The organism is Gracilimonas sp. (assembly GCF_014762685.1).
Classification (GTDB): Bacteria; Bacteroidota; Rhodothermia; order Balneolales; family Balneolaceae; genus Gracilimonas.
On sequence record NZ_JABURM010000005.1, the window covers coordinates 1,118,765 to 1,139,009 of the forward strand.

At 41.9% G+C, this 20,245-nt stretch carries 15 protein-coding genes; 5 read left to right on the forward strand and 10 right to left on the reverse strand.

What is annotated here, in order from left to right:
* Window positions 1-33: 33 nt before the first annotated feature.
* Window positions 34-870, forward strand: a complete 837-nt coding sequence (gene tatC / locus HUJ22_RS05085) for a twin-arginine translocase subunit TatC (protein ID WP_290874844.1) — start codon at window positions 34-36, stop codon at window positions 868-870.
* 133 nt (window positions 871-1,003) lie between these two features.
* Window positions 1,004-1,489 (forward strand): FKBP-type peptidyl-prolyl cis-trans isomerase, encoded by a 486-nt coding sequence (locus HUJ22_RS05090; protein ID WP_290874847.1) that lies wholly within the window; start codon window positions 1,004-1,006, stop codon window positions 1,487-1,489.
* On the opposite strand, the gene alr is transcribed toward HUJ22_RS05090, so the two are convergent.
* Window positions 1,486-2,541 (reverse strand): alanine racemase, encoded by a 1,056-nt coding sequence (alr, locus tag HUJ22_RS05095; protein WP_290874850.1) that lies wholly within the window; start codon window positions 2,539-2,541, stop codon window positions 1,486-1,488. The two genes, HUJ22_RS05090 and alr, sit on opposite strands and share 4 nt — an antisense overlap.
* 9 nt (window positions 2,542-2,550) lie before the next feature.
* Window positions 2,551-4,155, reverse strand: coding sequence for an NAD(P)/FAD-dependent oxidoreductase (locus tag HUJ22_RS05100; RefSeq protein WP_290874853.1), 1,605 nt, complete (start codon window positions 4,153-4,155; stop codon window positions 2,551-2,553).
* A gap of 86 nt (window positions 4,156-4,241) precedes the next feature.
* Here HUJ22_RS05100 and HUJ22_RS05105 point away from each other — a divergent pair, with 86 nt between their 5' ends.
* The 3 genes from HUJ22_RS05105 (at window position 4,242) to HUJ22_RS05115 (ending at window position 8,655) form a co-directional block, all read left to right on the forward strand.
* Window positions 4,242-5,090: an MBL fold metallo-hydrolase gene (locus HUJ22_RS05105; protein ID WP_290874856.1), complete on the forward strand. Its 849-nt coding sequence runs from the start codon at window positions 4,242-4,244 to the stop codon at window positions 5,088-5,090.
* A gap of 120 nt (window positions 5,091-5,210) precedes the next feature.
* Window positions 5,211-7,616: a TonB-dependent receptor gene (locus HUJ22_RS05110; RefSeq protein WP_290874859.1), complete on the forward strand. Its 2,406-nt coding sequence runs from the start codon at window positions 5,211-5,213 to the stop codon at window positions 7,614-7,616.
* Between the two features lie 34 nt (window positions 7,617-7,650).
* Complete coding sequence (locus HUJ22_RS05115) at window positions 7,651-8,655, forward strand: metal-dependent hydrolase (protein WP_290874862.1); 1,005 nt, start codon at window positions 7,651-7,653, stop codon at window positions 8,653-8,655.
* Window positions 8,656-8,717: 62 nt separating this feature from the next.
* On the opposite strand, the gene rho is transcribed toward HUJ22_RS05115, so the two are convergent.
* The 8 genes from rho to HUJ22_RS05155 all read right to left on the reverse strand — a co-directional run bounded on the left by rho (window position 8,718) and on the right by HUJ22_RS05155 (window position 20,207).
* The gene (gene rho / locus HUJ22_RS05120; RefSeq protein ID WP_290874865.1) at window positions 8,718-10,268 is read right to left on the reverse strand and encodes a transcription termination factor Rho; all 1,551 of its coding nucleotides are present in this window, start codon (window positions 10,266-10,268) and stop codon (window positions 8,718-8,720) included.
* A gap of 121 nt (window positions 10,269-10,389) precedes the next feature.
* A complete protein-coding gene (locus HUJ22_RS05125) occupies window positions 10,390-11,643 on the reverse strand; it encodes a Mur ligase family protein (RefSeq protein ID WP_290874868.1) in 1,254 nt (417 codons plus the stop codon).
* Window positions 11,640-12,494, reverse strand: coding sequence for an aminotransferase class IV (locus tag HUJ22_RS05130; RefSeq protein WP_290874871.1), 855 nt, complete (start codon window positions 12,492-12,494; stop codon window positions 11,640-11,642). The genes HUJ22_RS05125 and HUJ22_RS05130 overlap by 4 nt, the downstream gene beginning before the upstream one ends.
* Window positions 12,491-13,015, reverse strand: coding sequence for a redoxin family protein (locus HUJ22_RS05135; RefSeq protein WP_290874874.1), 525 nt, complete (start codon window positions 13,013-13,015; stop codon window positions 12,491-12,493). Before HUJ22_RS05135 ends, HUJ22_RS05130 begins: the two co-directional genes overlap by 4 nt.
* A 27-nt stretch (window positions 13,016-13,042) precedes the next feature.
* Entirely contained in the window at window positions 13,043-14,824 is a 1,782-nt protein-coding gene (locus HUJ22_RS05140; protein ID WP_290874877.1) for a glycoside hydrolase family 13 protein, read from the reverse strand.
* Between the two features lie 20 nt (window positions 14,825-14,844).
* On the reverse strand, window positions 14,845-16,374 hold the full coding sequence (locus HUJ22_RS05145) for an MFS transporter (protein WP_290874880.1): 1,530 nt from the start codon (window positions 16,372-16,374) through the stop codon (window positions 14,845-14,847).
* Window positions 16,375-16,457: 83 nt separating this feature from the next.
* Complete coding sequence (locus HUJ22_RS05150; protein WP_290874883.1) at window positions 16,458-17,828, reverse strand: alpha-amylase family glycosyl hydrolase; 1,371 nt, start codon at window positions 17,826-17,828, stop codon at window positions 16,458-16,460.
* A gap of 9 nt (window positions 17,829-17,837) precedes the next feature.
* Window positions 17,838-20,207: an alpha-amylase family glycosyl hydrolase gene (locus HUJ22_RS05155; protein WP_290874887.1), complete on the reverse strand. Its 2,370-nt coding sequence runs from the start codon at window positions 20,205-20,207 to the stop codon at window positions 17,838-17,840.
* Window positions 20,208-20,245 lie beyond the last annotated feature (38 nt).

Genomic DNA, 20,245 nt, shown 5'->3' on the forward strand with positions numbered 1-20,245 from the left:
TCCGGAGTAGTAAAATTGGAACAACGCCAGATTATGGAAGAAAACCCACCTAAGGCGAAAAAACCGGCCGATAGAACCGATACTATGTCTTTCCTCGAGCATCTCGAGGAACTGAGGTGGAGGATCATTAAAGGACTTATCGGAGTGTTGGTGGGTATGATCATCGCCTTCTTTTTTGCTGATTTCTTTGTGGAGGATGTCATATTAGGCCCAACCCGAGCCGATTTCTTTATGTATGACCTGCTGCGGGTTGATGCGGTAAATTTCGAGCTTCAAAGCCGTCGTTTACCCGGGCAGTTTTTTACGTATTGGGGCACTCTCTTTGTGATGGGTTTTGTGATTGGGTCTCCTTTCTTTATCTATCAAATGTGGTCATTTATTGAGCCCGCACTGGAAAGAAAAGAGAAGAAAAAATCCTATTTCACTTCCTTTTTTATCACATTTTTCTTTTTACTGGGTGTAGCTTTTGGATATATGATATTGGTTCCTTTTGCACTTCAATTCTTTGCCCAGTTCCAGATCTCCGATATTATTCGCAATGATTTTGATATCAATGAATATTTCAGCTCCGTTGCCATGTGGGTGATAGCTTGTGGAATCATCTTTCAAATACCGGTCGTAAGTTATTCACTGTCTAAAATCGGATTACTTACTCCTGATTTGCTCAAAAAGTACCGGCGCCACGCGCTCATTCTATGTCTGGTGGTTTCAGCTATGCTTACTCCACCCGACCCAATTTCACAGATTCTTATTGCTCTGCCACTCACGGTGCTTTATGAGTTATCAATTTGGGTTAGCAAGTATGCCAATCGAAAACGCAAAAAAGAATTGGATGAAGCTATTACCGGAATATCAAAAAACGATTCATAAGCTTTGATAAAATCCTTTTCGTGCTATGTTTTTGACCTCTTTAACCTGTATCTTTTATAGATAATAAAAAGCCGGATAAATAAGTTTATCTGACAAACAATCGATTAATCCGTTTAGATTATTTAAATACGCAATGATATCACTTAGAAATTTACTGCCCCTATTGTTTTTACCACTGCTTGCTATTTCATTTTCATCATGTGATGAGGATAATCCTTTTGAAGTAGATTACTCATCTGCCCCGGAACCTTTTAATATTGATAACGCAACAAGAGTTGAATCAGAAACCGGGTTGATTTACTATATTGTTGAAGAAGGGAGTGGTGCTTTTGAGGTAGACCGGCGAGATCAAGTTCGTGTTTATTATACCGGCAGAAGGTATGAATCAGGTGATATTTTTGACAGCTCGTATCGTAACGGAAATCCATCTCCAGCTACATTTAATTCTTTAGGAAATCTTATTTCAGGTTTTAGGGAAGGTTTGATTGGCATGAAAGAAGGCGGGAAACGAGTCTTGATTATACCCCCGGAACTTGCCTATGGTAATTCCCCCAATTCAAATCTTAAAAATGATACCCTCCGATTTGATATCGAGTTAGCAGAAATCATTAGTTTCTAAACATATACTCTTTTTACTTTAGGGGAAATAGCCGTTGTTATTTCATACGGTATTGTCCCCATTTTTTTTGCCCATACTTTTGGGGACAGCTCTTCTCTTTTTAGTATAGTTACAGGCTCATCATTCGCTAACTTTTTACTGCCCAGATAAACAGTAAAAAAATCCATGCTAATGGTACCAACTTGCTGAAACAGTTCACCTGCTATTTCCACCTTAAAACAACCGCTGAGGTTTCTAAAAACCCCATCCGCATAACCTACCGGAACTACACCGAGCCATCCGTCATCCGGAGCTTCCCATCGGCTGCCATACCCCACCAACTCACCTTTTTTGATTTTTTTCACCTGTACCAACTCGGATTTCCATTCTAAGGCCGGCTCCAACTCCGGTATTTCAACTGAACCCGGTGCATAACCATACAAACACACACCGGGACGCACAGCATCAAAAAGCACCCCGTGTTCGTGATAGTAAAAAATTGCTCCGCTGTTTGCTGTATGAGTCATAAGAGTGTCCGGAAACTGAGCTCTTATATCCCTGAAGATATTCAGCTGTTTAATTACCCTAGGATGATTTTGTTCATCTGAATTGGCGAAATGGGTATAGATACCGGAATAATTCAAATCATATTGTTTCATCTTTTGCAGAACTTCGGCACTATCCTCCGGTAAAATTCCCAAACGAAACATGCCGGTATCAAAATGAAGGTGAGCTTCTGTACCGGGTTCAAGCCGCTCAAAAACTGACAAGTCTGAAATACTCGCCGTTATATTATATGCTTTATACAAAGATTCTTTGCCACGAGGCGGGAGCTCAAATACGAGTATTGGATTTTTTATCCCTTCCTTTCTCAAAGCAATTGCTTCGGATAATCTGGCCGTGCAAAACCATTCCACTTTATCTTTCAAATATTTGGCAACTTCTATCAATCCATGGCCATAAGCTTCATCCTTAACCACCGCCATCTTTTGCACTTCAGGCCCTATCACTGAACTTACAGTCTTTAAATTATTTCCAATTTTTGAAAGGTTAACGTATAAACTTGAACTCAAAACAATACCTCATCTAAATGAAAAAATTCGTTTTCTATTTTTCCTAAGGATAACCTTCGCGGCATTATACCCCGCGGCTCCAAATACTCCGCCGCCGGGATGACATGAAGCACTGGCCAAATATAAATTTTTGATGGGAGTTTCATACTGACTCATTTCGGGAATGGGACGAAACATAAACATCTGGTCAAAGCTCATTTCCACATGCATCACATTCCCCTTTAAAAGCCCATGCTTGCGCTCAATATCCAGTGGTGTCTGAATATACCAATCAATTAATTTGTCTTTCATATTCGGGGCATATGTTGCAACTACATCATAAATTTTTTGGGCTTCCCGCTCACGAATATCATCCCATTTCATGCCATTGGCTAATTTATAGGGATGCCATTGTGCCCAGGCAAATAAGGTGTGCTTTCCGTCTTTGGCTACTTCAGGGTCAATTTTAGAAAATGTCATACACAAGACCGGCGGATTTTCAGGCGGCAGTTTCTTTGCGTAATCCCCAATAGCATTGTTCATGTATTGTACGGATGGAGCCAACAACTGAATTCCATTATGAATATCCGGATCATTTGGAGCAGCGGTATAGTCGGGCAGTTCTTCTACTGCACACCGTATTACCATTCCAAACCCATTCCCTACATTGATGTTTTCCACTTTGGTAAACATGGAATCATCCAAATGATCTTTCCCCACCATTTTCATCATCGTGGTTTGAACATGAGCATTTGAGACGATAGTATTTGCCCTGAACTCCTCCCCTTTTTCCGTTTGCACTCCAATTGCCTTCCCGTTTTCAATCAATATTTTTTGGATGGGATGATCCGCTTTTACCTCTCCGCCGTGGGCCTCAATCATATTCTTCATGGCTTGTGTCAGCATTCCACTCCCGCCTTTTGGGTGTTTAGCTCCGCTTTCGTGCAGCATCGACTGCCACCCCGCAAAATCACCCGTTGCCGAATGATCAGGCAAAGGCCCGGACTGTGCTGCAAACCAAAGAATGGCTGCTTTCATGTAGGGACTCTCAAAAGCATCGTCCACTACTTTGCCATAACTTGACAGAATCTTCTGTAGTCCCGCTGCCTGCTCTCCTTTTTTAAACATAGAGCCATCCCGAATCTGGGCTTTAGTCATTTCAGCAAAGATATTTCCTACCGAAGGCTTAGTCATAAATGCTTTCAACACGCTCTTGTTAATCTTACCCCAGAAACTTATAAACTCCTGGTAGTTCTTAACATCTTCGGGAGCTACTTTTGAGATTGATTCCAGTGTTCGTTCTACATCTTTCCAAAAATGAATGACTCCTTTCCCTGTTGGCACCGGATACGACATTATTGGATCCATATCGATATACTCAAGACCATATTTTTCCAGCTCTAATTCTTCAATAATACCGGTTTGGTGAATCATAATGTGCACGGATGAGCCCACATCCATTCGAAAACCATGAGGATTATCTGCTGATTGAAACATGGTTTCAGTACGCACCGCACCCCCAATGGTAGAATCACGCTCAAGCACGAGTACCTTGTACCCGTTTTTTGCAAGATAGCATCCGGTAACTAAGCCGTTATGCCCCGATCCGATGATAATAGCGTCATATTTTTCCATAGATAACAAAGATAAAATGAATTGCCTGAAAGCAAAGAATTATTAAGTTACGGTAACCTGATATTCATTCCATTAATTCAATTTTCATGAAAGTAGGCCGCTTTGAAATAGAACAGCTCAGTGAAGGTATTTTTGAGATATTTGAAGATGGGATTATTCAAAAAACTGATTCTTCAATCATCACCTCGGCCAGGCATAAATCAGATATAAAGTCCACATCTACCCCAATCGGAATCAACCCCATATTAATTCGGGATGGAAAACATAATATCCTGCTCGACACCGGCCTGGGCTGGGGACTCGATCACAAAAGCCGTTACACGGATACCTCAAATCTGCTTACCAACCTGGATATTTTTGGCCTGACCCCGGCTGACATAACGCATGTAGTACTCACTCATTTGCATTTTGATCATTCAGCAGGCTCTACTTTTGTAGATTACAATATTTCTACACAAGCCACTATGCCATACGCCAATTATTTCATCCAAAAAAAGGAATGGTATTTCGCATTGGAACAAATCAACGAAAAGAAAAAGAGTATCGGAGCGGGGTATAACCTTGATGAATTTTACAAACTTGCCGCCGAAGATAAGCTGGTTATGATTACCGATACCTATTTTGAGTTATTGCCGGGGATTGAGTTAATCCGAACCGGGGGCCATACACCGGGACATCAAATTGTAAAAATTCAGGATGCCGGGGAAACCGCATTCTTTTTAGGAGATTTAGTTCCCTCCGAGTATCACCTGAATCACTATGCCATGCGGCAATTAGATATCGATCCCATCCAGTCTAAAAAAGCAAAAACCCTTATCCTTCGCCAGGCTCTCAAAGAAGAAGCCTTACTGCTGTTCTACCACTCCATCCACGCCAAAGCCGGAAAGCTGGAACAGGATAAAGACAAAAAATTTGTGCTTAGGGATGTCGAGTAGGCTGCCCCTTTCTATCGCATAAATTGCCTATTTATTTTTCATTATTTGATGAATTATCTTCTTCAATCTTGATATCATTACTAATCAAAATATTCATCAGCTTAATACCCTTCTTAGAGAATGAAAAAGTACCTGCTAATTACGTTTTTGGCGGTAATTCCTTCGTTTGCTTTAGCACAAACACTCGTAGTTAAAGATGCCAATACGAAAGAACCGATTCCTGTAGTAACAATCAGCAGTTCAAACCCTACGATTTTTGCAACCACTGATGAAAAAGGAAGAGTAGATATCAGCCAATTTAAGGATTCTGATGCTATTGAGATTCGCATACTGGGGTATGAAACTATCATAAAAAGCTATTCTGAACTTGAATCAGCATCCTTTGAATTGCTTCTGGAACCGGCTTCCTTTAGTATGAATGATATGGTAATCTCCGCAACCCGCTGGAGCCAGTCTTCAGAAAATATACCTTCAAAGATATCCACCGTGAGCCCTGAAGCAGTAAAACTGCAAAACCCGCAAACAGCAGCCGATCTTTTAAATTTATCCGGAAAGGTTTTCATTCAGAAAAGTCAGCAAGGCGGCGGAAGTCCTATGATCCGCGGTTTTGCTACCAATCGTCTCTTATATACCATAGATGGAGTGCGAATGAATACGGCGATTTTCAGAGGCGGGAATATCCAAAATGTGATTTCTCTCGATCCTTTTGCGATTGAAAGCACTGAAGTATTATTTGGCCCGGGATCCGTTGTTTACGGAAGTGATGCCATTGGCGGAGTAATGAGTTTTCAAACCCTGACTCCGAAGTTATCAGCAGATGATGACATCCTTATCAAAGGAAAAGCAAATATCCGGTACTCATCAGCCAACAATGAGCAAACCGGACACTTTGACCTTAATATCGGGGGGAATAAATGGGCTTTTGTAAGCAGTTTGAGCTCATATGACTATGGGCATTTACGCCAAGGCAGCCATGGTCCTGATGATTATATAAAACCATATTATGTTGAACAACAACTTAATTCGGATGAAGTAATCATTCAAGATGACCCGCTTTTTCAAATCCCAACCGCGTATTCTCAAATCAATGCAATGCAGAAAGTTAGATTTGAGCCCAATTTAAAATGGGACTTAAACTACGCGCTGCACTATTCCGAGACCTCCCCATATGGCAGGTACGACCGGCATAACAGAACTCAAAACGGCTTACCGCGTTATGCTGAATGGAAATACGGTCCCCAAAAATGGATGATGAATCAATTAAAAGCTGAACATGTAGGAAACCTTGGGCTTTTTGATAACATGAATATTAGTCTTGCCCATCAATTTTTTGAAGAAAGCAGAATCAGCCGTGATTTTAACAGCTCCGAAAAAGAAATTCGTATTGAAGAAGTAAACGCATATTCTGCCAATATAGATTTCTTAAAATTTACCGGTGAAAACAACACCCTTTACTATGGTTTTGAGTATGTGCTTAATGATGTTCAATCAACCGGTATTAACAGAGATATCAGTACAGGGAATGAACAAACCGGGCCTTCAAGATATCCGGATGCTTTATGGCAGTCTCTCGCTGCATATATAAATGATGAATATGAGATATCGGACAAGTTCACCCTTCAAGCCGGCCTTCGATATAATCAGGTTATTATTGCCGCAGATTTTGATACTGATTTTTATTCTTTCCCATTCCGGGAAGCAAATATCAATAAAGGATCACTCACCGGAAGTTTAGGCGGAGTTTACAGGCCATCGAAAAGCTGGGTTATAAACGCGAATTTATCTACTGCTTTCCGGGCTCCCAATGTTGATGACATCGGGAAGATTTTTGACTCAGAGCCGGGTTCAGTAGTGGTGCCAAACCCTGATCTATCTCCTGAATATGCTTATAACGCTGACTTGGGAATCGCTCATACTTTCGGTGATTTTTTAAAAATGGATGTGACCGGATATTATACTATTCTTGAGAACGCAATTGTCCGCAGAAATTTTACTCTTAACGGTTCTGACAGTTTAATGTATAGCGGGGTAATGAGCAGAGTTCAGGCTTTGCAAAATGTTGCCACTGCCAATGTTTATGGTATTCAAGCCGGGGTTGAGATAAATTTAAGATCTGATTTACGCTTAACTTCGGATATAAATTTCCAGAAAGGTGAAGAAGAATCTGAGGACGGGAATGTTAGTCCCTCCAGGCATGCTGCTCCATGGTTTGGAGTCACAAGACTTACTTATGAAAAGGACGCGTTAACCCTTGAGTTGAATTCCTATTATCAAGGTGAGAAAACACATGATAATTTATCGGTAAGCGAGCAAGGCAAAACGGATATTTATGCACTTGATGAAAACGGTAATACCTACGCTCCCTCCTGGTACACCCTGAACTTTAAGGCTTTGTATACCTTTCGGGAATCATATACGGTGACTGCCGGACTTGAGAACATCACGGATCAGCGGTACCGCCCCTATAGTTCAGGAGTTTCTGCTCCGGGAAGAAATTTTATTCTTTCACTGCAGGTCAGTATATAAACGTAATCCTTTTCCATAAACTTTTTTCATTTAAATGGATCCCGTCACTCACGGACTTATAGGAGCTACAGCCTCGCAATCTTTTGCCAAAAAGGAAACGTTACGAGCTGCTGCTTTTACGGGATTTGTCTCAGCCACACTTGCCGACCTTGATGTATTTCTTTTCAGTACTACTGATCCGCTATTGAATCTTGAGCTACATCGACAATTCACGCATTCCCTTATTTTTATTCCCATCGGAGCTCTTTTCGCGACTGCATTGATCTGGTGGTTTGTAAAAAAACATCTCACCTTAAAACAAACTTATTTTTTCAGTTTGGCCGGTTATGCCACCGCCGGAATGGCTGATTATTTAACCAGTTACGGTGTTCATTTACTTTGGCCGTTTGTGGATGAACGCTATTCACTCAACATCATCTCTGTTTTCGACCCACTCTTTACACTGGGAATCATTGTATGTACAGGAATAGCTTTTTGGAAAAGAGACAAACTTTTTAGCCGAATAGCTTTGGGTTGGGTTGTACTCTACCTGATCTTTGGGTTTAGCCAAAAACAGAAAGCAATCAACATTGCAGAGGAAATGGCAACACAAAACGACCAATCTATAGACCGGATAGACGTTAAGCCGACTATAGCCAATCAACTGGTTTGGAGTGTTCGGTATGAAAATCAGGATACTTTACATGCCTATGGAATTCGTTTATTCCCGTTTTCTGATCCCATCATTTATGAGGGTGAAACGGCGCCTCTCCTCGATTGGCGGAATGAATTTAACAGCTTTAATGGCACTATTTTATACAAGGACATCGAACGATTTTCGAAATTATCGAATGGCTTCCTCATCAAGCATCCCGGGCATGAAAACGTGATCGGAGACGCCCGCTATTCCATGCTGCCCACTACCCTTTCACCTTTATGGGGAATTGAAATTGATACCACCCGCCCCGATCAACATGTTGACTTCGGAACCTACCGCGATGCAAGTCCGGAAATCAGGCAGACTTTTATGGATATGTTGTTTGGCAGAAAGCTCCGCTGATTATTGCCCCAAAACTAAAACCAAGAACCGGGAACTGTTAATCGCTTTCTTATCACTGAATACTACTTGTTCATTGAGATCAAAAACTCTTCGTTATTTTTCGTGCCTTTGATTTTATCCAGCAGGAAGTCCATGGCTTCATAAGGACTCATATTCGTCAGGTAACGTCGGAGTAGCACCACTTTTTCACGCTCAGCTTCACTGACCAACAACTCTTCACGACGGGTTCCACTCCTGAATATATCAATAGCGGGATAAACCCTGCGTTCCGAAATACGACGATCCAGGTAAATCTCCATATTACCCGTTCCCTTGAATTCTTCAAAAATCACGTCATCCATACGAGAGCCGGTATCAATCAAAGCGGTAGCGAGGATGGTAAGTGAGCCACCGTTTTCGATATTTCGGGCAGAACTGAATAATTGCCGTGGGGCTTTCAATGCTTCAGAATCAACCCCACCCGACATGGTACGGCCTTTATTTGAAGCGACAATATTATAAGCTCGTGCCAGTCGCGTAATGGAATCCATCAGCATTATTACATCGTGGCCGCTTTCCACCAATCGCTTGGCTTTTTCAAAGACAATTTCAGCAAGGCCAATATGATTCTCAGGTTTTTCGTCAAAAGTAGAAGCCACCACTTCGGCTCCTTTCACGTTACGCTCCATTTCAGTTACTTCTTCCGGCCGTTCATCTATCAAAACAATCAAAATTTTTGTCTTTGGATGATTGGCAGAAATCGCATTTGCGATATTTCTCAAAATAGTAGTTTTACCGGTCTTGGGCTGAGCCACAATTAAACCACGCTGTCCTTTACCGACAGGCGCAAATAAATCAATAAGCCGGGTAGTGTGTTCCTTTGGTTCAAATTCCAAACGATAGCGCTCATCAGGGTGAACAGGCAACAAATCTTCAAAATCTTGCCGGTTATCCATATCATGAGGGATACGCCCGTTTACTCCTTCAATGCGGAGCAAAGCAAAATAACGTTCTCCAACTTTCGGAGGACGAATAACTCCAATTACACAATCTCCCTGCTTTAAGCGAAACCTTTTAATTTGAGAAGGCGAAACATAAATATCATCCGGACTGGCTTTGTAATTGTAATTTACCGAGCGTAAAAATCCATAGCCATCCGGTAAAATCTCGAGGGTTCCTTCATTAAAAAGATAAGGGCCCAGATCCGGCTCCAGCTCTTTAATACGCTCTTCAAGCGTATTAGCATCCGACTCAGGTAATTTATTATGCTCATGCCCCTTTCGCCGATTATTATTGTGCTTGTGCTGATGTTTTCTTTTCGAATCATCCTGTTTCTCATCTTTCTTTTTATATGAGACAATATGATCCTGTCCACCGTAATTCTTTAGTTCAGAATCCTTTTGGGTAGAATCATTTTTCTGATGATCTTCTTTGTTATCAGCGTCAACGGAGTTATCAGAGCCGGTTTCTTCTGCGGCTTTTTCACGTATTTGTTCAATTAACTGAACTTTACGTACTCCTGTTACTCGTTTGATTCCAATAGATTTGGCTATGGTCTGTAATTCGTGAAGCTTTTTACCCTCTAAGGATTCCAACTCCCCGGCCGGGATTCCGGCGGTTTCATTATCTGACATAAAATGTGGCTGTTATAAATATATGATTCTTACTGAATTTTGGGGTGAATATCGTGTCACCCTGTTTTGGCAACGATACTGGATATTCAATCAGGTAAGGATAAAATAGTCGATGGTTCTATTATGATACGTTTGCTGTCCATCGCTTAACTATGGGATAAAAGTAAAAACTTCCCATAAAAATTACTAACTCTGTCTTTAATTCATTCAAAATATTTTCTTTTTGAGTTTCTTCCATTAGTTCAACGTCCAATGAGTCTTTTATATCACTAAATTTAGCGGCTCTTTCCCCATCCTGTTCAACGAAATACGCTTTTTTAAAACCTTTGAAATATTCGAGCATATCTTCATTTAACTTGTCCTTCATTGCAGAAAATACCAATACCGTTTCTGAAATGGATTTAATAGCCTGCACAGCCTGGAGGGATGATTCCAAGGCCTGAGCATTATGAGAGCCGCTGAAAAACCATTCATAATCCGAATGTATTTTTTCAAACCTTCCCGGTGCTCCCGTAAATTTTTCTATAGATAATATTCGTTGCGCTTCATTAATTGGGAATGAGCTTTTCAAAACATCAATTACCAACCATGAAGATACTACATTCCATTTATTTACAGCTTCTTTAAATAAAGTTTTGATTTGAACATCTCCATCTTTGAGCGTGACCGAACCATTATTCCATTCCGGTTTTAAATCAATAACAGCATAACATTTACTGTTTTTTTGCAGAGCAGTCGCTTCTAAAATTCTTTTGGAGACCCCGGTTACATTTCCGATCACCAGCGGGGTATCGGGTTTAATAATGCCGGCTTTCTCGGCAGTTATTTCCTCTATGGTATCACCCAATATACTTTGATGGTCCATTCCAATGCTTGTTATCACGGAAACTTCAGGGCTGATGATATTGGTAGAATCCAGCCGCCCCCCTAATCCGGTCTCTATAATCGCTATATCTACTTTCTGATCAGCAAAATACCAAAAGGCAAGAGCGGTGCTTATCTCAAAATAGCTCAGTTTAATGTCATCCAGCAACGTTTCAGTTCTTTGAAAGAACCGCAGCAAATCCTGATCCGTAATTTCCCTCTGATTTACCCTTACCCTTTCATTATATCTGATCAAGTGCGGGGAGATGAACAAACCGGTGTTATAACCTGCATCTGAGTATATTTTTTCCAATAAATGACAAGTGGTTCCTTTCCCGTTTGTCCCTGCAACATGAATCGCCGGATATTCTTTCTGAGGATTTCCAAGTGCTTCACAAAACTTGCTAATATTGTCCAGTGAGTAATTGACCGCTGAAACCCCTGCCTTTTGAAACAGCGGAATGGAATTCAGAAAAACCCATACATCATCAATGGAATTGAATCGGCTCATGCTTTTAATTTCTGTACCTTATGCTGCTCAAAACCTTCTTTAATTTGCATCACCAATGGGTGATTTATCTCAAAAAGGATATCATCAAGCGATAATACTTCCCTGATCTCTATTAGTGAATTAGTGCAAAATACGGCTTCCGCACCCTTGATGTGATCTGTTTCATATACCCCTTGCTGCACAGTAATACCTAATGATTTTATGATATCGATAACCAAATTCCGGGTAACTCCCGGCAACAGGTCACATATTTCAGAAGGCGTGAAAACGTTACCGGATTGAATCCAAAATATATTGGAAGAAGTTGTCTCACTTATTTTTTCATCGATGGTGAGCATCAAGGAATCGTCACAGAGACGTTTACCAGCCTCCTGAGCCGCCTTAATGTAGTTGAGCCCGTTACTCAACTTATATTTGCGCTGAAGCGCTTCAGAGGGAATACAGCGTGTTTCCGCTAATGACAGATTTAGAGGTAAAGCATCAGGTTTGATTTCAGAAGCTTGAATCATCCAATTCATTTCATGCGAAGAGGTTTTATATCCCCTTTCCCCTTTTCTCCAGCACTGAATGCGCACCATACATTCTTTGTCTTTAAGGTCATTTTCATCTAAAACTTTTAAGACTTGTGCTTTCAGTTCACCGGAGGTAAAGGCCGGGTCTATTCCCAGGTAATTCAATCCGGCTGCAAGTCGGTTAAAATGTTCAACCCATTCTAAAAATTTCCCGGCATAACTGCGCATGGTCTCGAAGCAACCATCCCCATACATCAAGCCCCTGTCAAGAGGAGACACCGATGCTTCATTTGCTTTCACTAATTCCCCACTTAGCACTATGAATAACGATTCACTCATTCAAACCAAACCTTAAGTGAATCGTACCCAACTCCTTTTTCATAGCCGATATTTGAGGTTAAAACCTTCGTATCTTCATCAAATAATATATAACTGGGGAATCCGGGTACTTTCAGGTAATTGAAAAAATGAGCTCCATCAGTATAAACAAACCCGGGGTATTCTTTCTCTTTAGCTAATGATTCTTCTGCATCTTTTACAAGTGCTGCTACTACCGCTAAGGAATCCTGTTCGTTTTGCAAAAGCTGAATTTCATCAAGCATGGTTCGCGACTTGTCCGACCAGCTGGCCCAAAACACCAACAGTGACTTTTGCCCTTTGTAATCAGCCATTTGTATAACTCCGTCATTTCCTATAACACGCATTTCCATGACGCTAAGCGAGTCGGATTCAGCAACATCTTCTACAAACCGCTGATGCTGTTTATTGGTAAAATTAAAAGAAGAGAACATAATGACCGCCATGGTAATTATAGCCACTACAACCATAAACGGTACAAACTGTTTTTGTTTGAGGCGCATATTTTTTTGCTAAAGATAGAGAAGATTCTACTTTAAAATGAATCCGGAAATGGGACCGACTTTGACTTCGGAAGAGTACATTATTTCTCCGGAAAGCATGTTTTGAACCGATTCACTTCCACTCCATTCGGTTAAATCTATTACTTGCTCTTTTTCGGATCTGTTCAGCACAACCCAGATCGTTTCATCCCCGTAATCCCGTTGAAAAAGAACGAGTTTTTGTTCTTCATTGTGAGATAGTATCCGAGCATTCCCTTTCTTGAGTGCAGCTTCACTATTTCTGAGCTGTGCTAATTTTTGATAGTAGCTGAACAGATTCTTGTCAAAATTATTGTCATCAACAGGGCGGTCTTTGCCAAACGGATGACGGGATTCAGGTTCATATTCTAAATCTTTCCACACCATTGGTTTACGATCATCGGGATCATCCGCGCCCCACAAGCCGGATTCTGTTCCATAATAAATCATGGGCGCCCCCTTCCAGGTGAACTGGAATAAAGCTACCAACCTTTGAATTTGACGTTCTTCCTCATTTGGCTTTCGTACCTTGAATCCATCCCTGGGATGACTTTCACCTTCATATTCAATTCCCCGGTTTACGGTAAATGACGCCAGTCGTGCCGTATCGTGGCTATCCATCAAGTTTTGTAAAACGTGCCCGGCACCATCCGGATAATCCTCTTCAATCTGTTCTAATCTATTTACAAATTCTTCGGTATCAATTTTATCATCGATTAAAAAATCCTTGGCCGCGTAGGCAAACCGATAGTTCATAACAGAAGTAAACAGTTCTCCCGAAATAAATTCTTTTGCCTTATCAGTCCATATCTCGGCTACGGTTATTGCATCGGGATTGATCTCACGAACTAACGAATGCCATTCTTTCCAGAACCCCTGACCGACTTCCTCAGCCACATCCAACCTCCATCCATCAATACCATCCGAAGGGTCTCCGTCTCCATTTGGGTCCATCCATCTTTTGGTAACCGCAAATATGTGTTCCCGAACAGGCTCTATGAGGTTCTCATCCCTTTCCTGAAACACCGGCAGCCCTTTAAAGCCCCACCAGCCTTCATAATCAAACTCATTGGTATCCGGTGTAGCTGGGTCATCAAAAGCATTGACGATATACCAATCTTTGTAAGCCGATTCCTCCTGATTTCTTATCAAATCCTGAAAAGCCCAAAATTCGGTTCCTGTATGATTCCACACCCCATCAATAACAATTTTCAAGTCCCGTTGATGCGCTTCTTTAATCAATTTCAAAAAAAGTGAATCAGCTGAAGTCCATTTCCAGATAGCGGGATCTCCCGGGTCTTCTGTCCCGAACTGTTCCACATCTGCTTCAGGGTCAGGGCCAAAATTACGATCGATGTGGTGATAGTAGGAAGCATCGTATTTATGCATCGATTGGGCATCAAAGACCGGGTTCAAGTAAATAGCCCCCACTCCTAATTCTTTCAGGTAATCCAGTTTGTCAATCACTCCCTGTAAATCCCCTCCATATCGACGTTCCCTGACAATGGCATAAAAATCATCCGTGTGATTGATCTCCCAATGGTCACGCTTATACCAATCCTGAGTCCACTCAGTCGGGTGCCAGCCTTTAGGCCCTCTTGCCCTTTCCCGGTCAGGCTGATTACCCGGATCTCCATCCCGAAAACGTTCCGGAAAGATCTGGTACCAAACTATGCCCTTAGCCCAGTCAGGAGCAGCATATTTATTTTTTCCGGCTTCACCTTTTTCTGTACATGAGATGAAGGCCGAAAAGAAAAACAATGAACCGATTATAACCAGCAAGTGTTTCATTATCAGGGGTTATTTAAATACTAAACCTTCTCATCCACATCATCTACAAAATACATGGTACCGGCAGCAATGATCATTACAGCACCTCCCAAAACAAGGGCGTAAACTGCTTCCCCACCAAAATACGTTCTGGTGATGAAGCCAAGAACTGTTGCTGCTAATAATTGCGGCAATACGATAAAGAAATTAAAGATCCCCATATACAGTCCCATTTTTTCTGAAGGAATCGAGCCTGCCAGGATAGCATAAGGCATAGCTAAGATAGAAGCCCACGCTATTCCTACTCCGATCATTGAAACAATTAGCATCATCGGGTTTGATATAAAATAGATCATTATCAATCCAAGCCCACCTAAGATCAATGATAAGGCATGTACCCATTTACGACTGAGAATCTTTGCCATTGGAGCTAACCCAAACGCGACAAGAGCAGCAACCCCATTATACACTCCAAACATTACTCCAACCCAGTCGGCTCCCTGGTTGTACAAAACAGATGTGGTATCACTGGTACCGTAAATATGAGCCGTAACACCCGATGTAGTATAGATCCACATGGCAAATAAGGCAAACCATGAGAAGAATTGAACCAAAGCGAGCTGTTTCATGGTTTTGGGCATGTGAATAAAATCGTGCATCACCACAACCAAGCCCTGTTCGGTATTACCTGACTTCTGCAAGAAACCGGCAACCAACATAATAATACCAACAACTGACAGACCGCCGGTAGCCACATACAACTCTTTCTCTAATGCAAAATTATATGTCAGGTATGTTGTAATGATTCCAACAATGGTAAAAATAATCCCAAGACTGATTTTGTTCTGCCCTTCGCCGGCTTCTATTGGCACGTCACGAAGCACATTTTTATCATCAATTTCATCTTTTTCAGCTTCCTCAAAGGCTTTAAGCTGTTCGGGAGAATATTCTTTGGTTCGAAATACGGTCCATGCTACGGCTCCCATAAAAGCTACTGCTCCCAAATAAAACGACCATTTTACAGAAGGCGGGATAACACCGGGTGCAGCTGTATTTGCTACTCCAAACCAATTTGTCAGAACCCAGGGAAGTGCAGAAGCAACCACCGCTCCGGTTCCAATGAAAAAGCTCTGCATGGCAAACCCTTTAGTACGTTGCTCGGAAGGCAGCATGTCGCCAACAAATGCGCGAAAAGGCTCCATGGAAACATTAATGGAAGCATCCATGATCCAAAGCATACCGGCTGCAACCCAAAGTGCCGGAGAATTTGGCATAAACACCAGCGCTATGGAAGCCGCAATAGCACCAAACAGAAAATATGGCCTTCTTCTGCCCAAACGGGTCCAGGTACGATCACTGAAATATCCGATAATAGGCTGAACCACCAACCCGGTCAGCGGAGCTGCAATCCATAGGATGGGGATGTCATCAACACTTGCTCCAAGGGTTTCAAAGATTCGGCTTACGTTGGCATTTTGCAGGGCAAAGCCAAACTGGATGCCGAGGAATCCGAAGCTCATATTCCATATTTCCCAAAAGCTCAGACGTGGTCGTTTAGTTAATTTTTCCATGGTTATTTTTCTTGAACCGCGAGGACGCTAAGAGCCTAAGAATAATTTTCTTTAGGATCTTTGCGTTCGTTGCAGATAGTTAATTATTCATTTGCGATGAGCAGCCAGGAATTCGCAGCCACTTCGAAATAGTTTTGCTCTTCCGGAGGAAGCTGCTCAGAATAGATTTCATATCCGGATGCATCTTCAGGTAGTGCATAATCTGTGATTGGTACATTCACTGCTTCACCTCCAAAATTCAGATATACAAACACCCAATCGTCCCCTTTTTCCCGTTTGTATGCATATGTGTTTTCGGGGGAATTATAGATGGTCAGATCACCACCGAATTCACCATTCCAGAGAGCTTCGTTTTCATTTTTGAGGCTCAAAAGCATCGTATAAAATGGCTGATATTCGTATTCTTTCCATTCAATTGGATCTTTTGTGAAGAACTCTAGTTGCTTGTCAAGATTAGATTCTTGCCCGTTATAGATCAGCGGCATTCCATCTATAGTAGCGGAAAGGACTGCAAAATTCTCAAAATTATCCCCGTACATTCCGGGATCTGTGCCATTCCATGAGTTCTCATCATGGTTAGTTGTAAAGTACATACGGTAGGCATTATCAGGAAACTTAGTCTCTTCCACTTCCATCAGGCTGTCTAAAGCTGAAAGATCTTCATTCCCTGCGGCAATCACGCGGATAAGGTGTGCATAACTCCAAGCATAAGTCATATCAAAAGCCTTATCATGCATCTTGGGACCTTCGTCCTCGGCCAGCATAAACACCGGTTTAATCTCATCAAGTCGGTTTCGAGCTTCATTCCAAAAATCCATAGGCACCATTCCGGCAACATCAGCACGATAGCCATCAATATCAAAATCGCGAACCCAATATACGAGTGCATCAAGCATAGCTTCACGCATTTCCTGGTTCTCGTAATCAAGTTGAATTACATCGGTCCAATCGGTCCCGCGCGGTGGCATAAAACCACCATCTTCATTCAACTCATACCAATCAGGGTTTTCCGTCCAGGGATGATCCCAGGCAGTATGATTTGCAACCCAGTCAATAATCACCCTCATTTCTCTTTCATGCGCTTCATCAACCAAAGCCCGGAAATCCTCTTCAGTTCCATAATTTGGATTAATGCCTTTATAATCTTTCACCGAATAGTAACTGCCAAGCTCCCCTTTTCTGTTTTTTTCTCCAATTGGGTGAATAGGCATTAGCCATAAGATCTTCACTCCCATTTCCTGCAACCGTGGTAGGTCTTCACGGAAGGCGGTGAAGGTTCCTTCTTCGGAATACTGACGAATATTAACTTCATAAATATTGGCATTTTTACTCCATTCGGGATGTTCAACATTCCCAACCGGTTTTTTATCCTCCACTTCCGGAGCCGAACAAGAAGAAAAGAACAGTGCAGTAACCGTAAAAGCAGCTAAAAATATCTTTGATAATTTATACATGATTGGTTCTTAGAGAGTTAATATTTCAAATTGATTTGATGGCAGCATAACGTACAACCGTCCATCTTTCACACTGAATTCATTTCCAAATTGTGCGGATAACCTTGAGTAATCAAATTCTTCCCTGAGCTCAAGCTCAACTTCCCGGGTCTGATCCGATTTATTGAAGACAACAATCACCTGATCTTCAAAATAAGCCCTGGAATAAGCCAGCGTATGCTCAGTTGTGGTGTGAAATTGAAAATCACCGTAGGTTAGCGGCATTTCTGTGTTTCTGAGTTCCGTAAGTTTGGTGTAAATGCTTCGGTTGCGAAGTTCCAAAGCACTCAATTCTCCTTCTTCAAATTCCATCCAGCGGCGATTGTCGGGATCATTAGCTCCGGGCTGACCGTATTCATCTCCCTGGTAGGTAACCGGAATTCCGGGTATGGTTTGATTGAAAGCATGAAACATACTCAGCCGGTCGTATGCAAAAGCCTGAGGGTCTTCGATCTCCCGGGTCCATCCGGCCAGTTTGCCGTCTTCATCCCATGCTACTTCTCCGCTTGTCAGGGTAATAAACCGGGTTTTGTCATGATTGCCGGAGATGTAGCCCATCAAATTATGATAGCCGAAGTAGTTAAAACTTTCCTGAAGCTGCGTTCGCAGGTTCTCAAATGAATTCCCCTGGCCAAAGGTATTCAAACCCGAATCATAGATATTGAAATCAAACTGACCATCTAACATACCCGAGTTGATATAGCTTGCGACCAACTCTCTGCTGCCGTAGGTCTCCCCGATCTGAAATACCTGCTTACCGGTTGGGATGGTTACCGAGTCTTTGATCTTTCGGGTAAGGGTTCTCCAGAATTCAAGCTGAATATGTTTAGTGGCATCGTGACGAAAACCATCGAGGTCAAATTCCTTCACCCAAAATAATGCTGAATCCGTCATGGTTTCTACCACTTCAGCCCGTGAAAAATCCAAAGTTGGCATAAAGGTATCAAACCAGGTGGTTAGGCGCTGCTCATCCCATAGCTCCGTATTCATACGGCCATCAGGCAGGTACAGATCCGTAGCCCAATCCTTATTTCTTTGATAAACCGGATGTTCTTCATGCACGTGATTGGCAACATAATCGAGAATTACACTCATATCATTTTCATGTGCTACATCCAGTAATTCGCGAAATTCTTCTTCGGTTCCAAATCTATAATCTACTTTTGAGGATGAAACCGGCCAATAGCCATGATAACCTGAAAACTTGGTAACGGGTCCGCCCTGATCCCACAATCCATACGCACCTTCAGGGTTTTGCGTGATCGGTGAAAGCCATAGCGTGTTCACCCCAATTTGGTCAAAATAGCCGTCTTTAATCTTTTGAGTAATTCCGGCAAAATCTCCCCCGTAATAGTTGGCTTTGGGGTGAATATCCGGATCATCCACTTTCTTCGTGTTGGCCGGGTTACCATCTTTAAATCGATCAATCAGCACGAAATACATATTCCAGTTGTGGTAATCGTGGCGCGTTAGCGACTCTGTGTTTTGTACAACGAACCCATTGGAAATCGGGATCAGGACATCATTGGATAATTGTCCGGTTTCATTGAACGTCCAGGCTCGTATATGTGACCGGCTCATATCCCGCGCATTTGCGGGGATTTCGAAACTTAGAATGTTGTCCTGATATTTCGTTTCGAGTTGATGGTTTTCCCACAAAACAATGGTATTTCCCGGAGATTCTGATTTTAAATAAACCGATGACCCCGCATGATCATAAGTTTCAAGCGTTGGTTTTTCCCCGGAGGTCTCTCCCACCGTTAAAATCGAATTCGTGCCTCCCATTCCGTTTGAAACTGTATTGGAATTATCGGGATCAGGCATTTCTTTTCCATCAATTACAAATACATATTGATACACCCCTTTGTTCATCAGCATAGTGGTTTCCCAAACTTCACCATTCCACTCAAAAACCGCTTCATTGGGATTCCAGTTATTCATTTCCCCTTTTAGCTTCACCGAAGAATAATTTTCCCCTTTCGGATCGAAGGTTATCGTCACTTCCTCTTTTTTAGATTGCTTAAGCAAAATATGATAAGCATAACCCTCTACCCAAAATTCCAGCAGATCTAACGGTTTTGAAAGAGATCCTTCGAGCAATATCTCTTTTTTATCAGAAGAAAAAGAAACTTCCAGCCCTTCAGGAGCAACTACAGAATCGATGAGTGAGTGAGACTTAAAATAGTCTGCAGTGATGATCTTGGTATCGCCATAATCCAGCGTTATCGGGGAGGCAAGGCCGATGATCTCCGAATCTTCCGGTGCCTGTATGGACGAAGAGCACCCGGCAATGATCAGAATGAGTGATGCCGCTAAAAATTTAAAAGTCTTTTTTGTCACGTTATTTGATTTATGATTTTTAATTGATGAATGTTGAT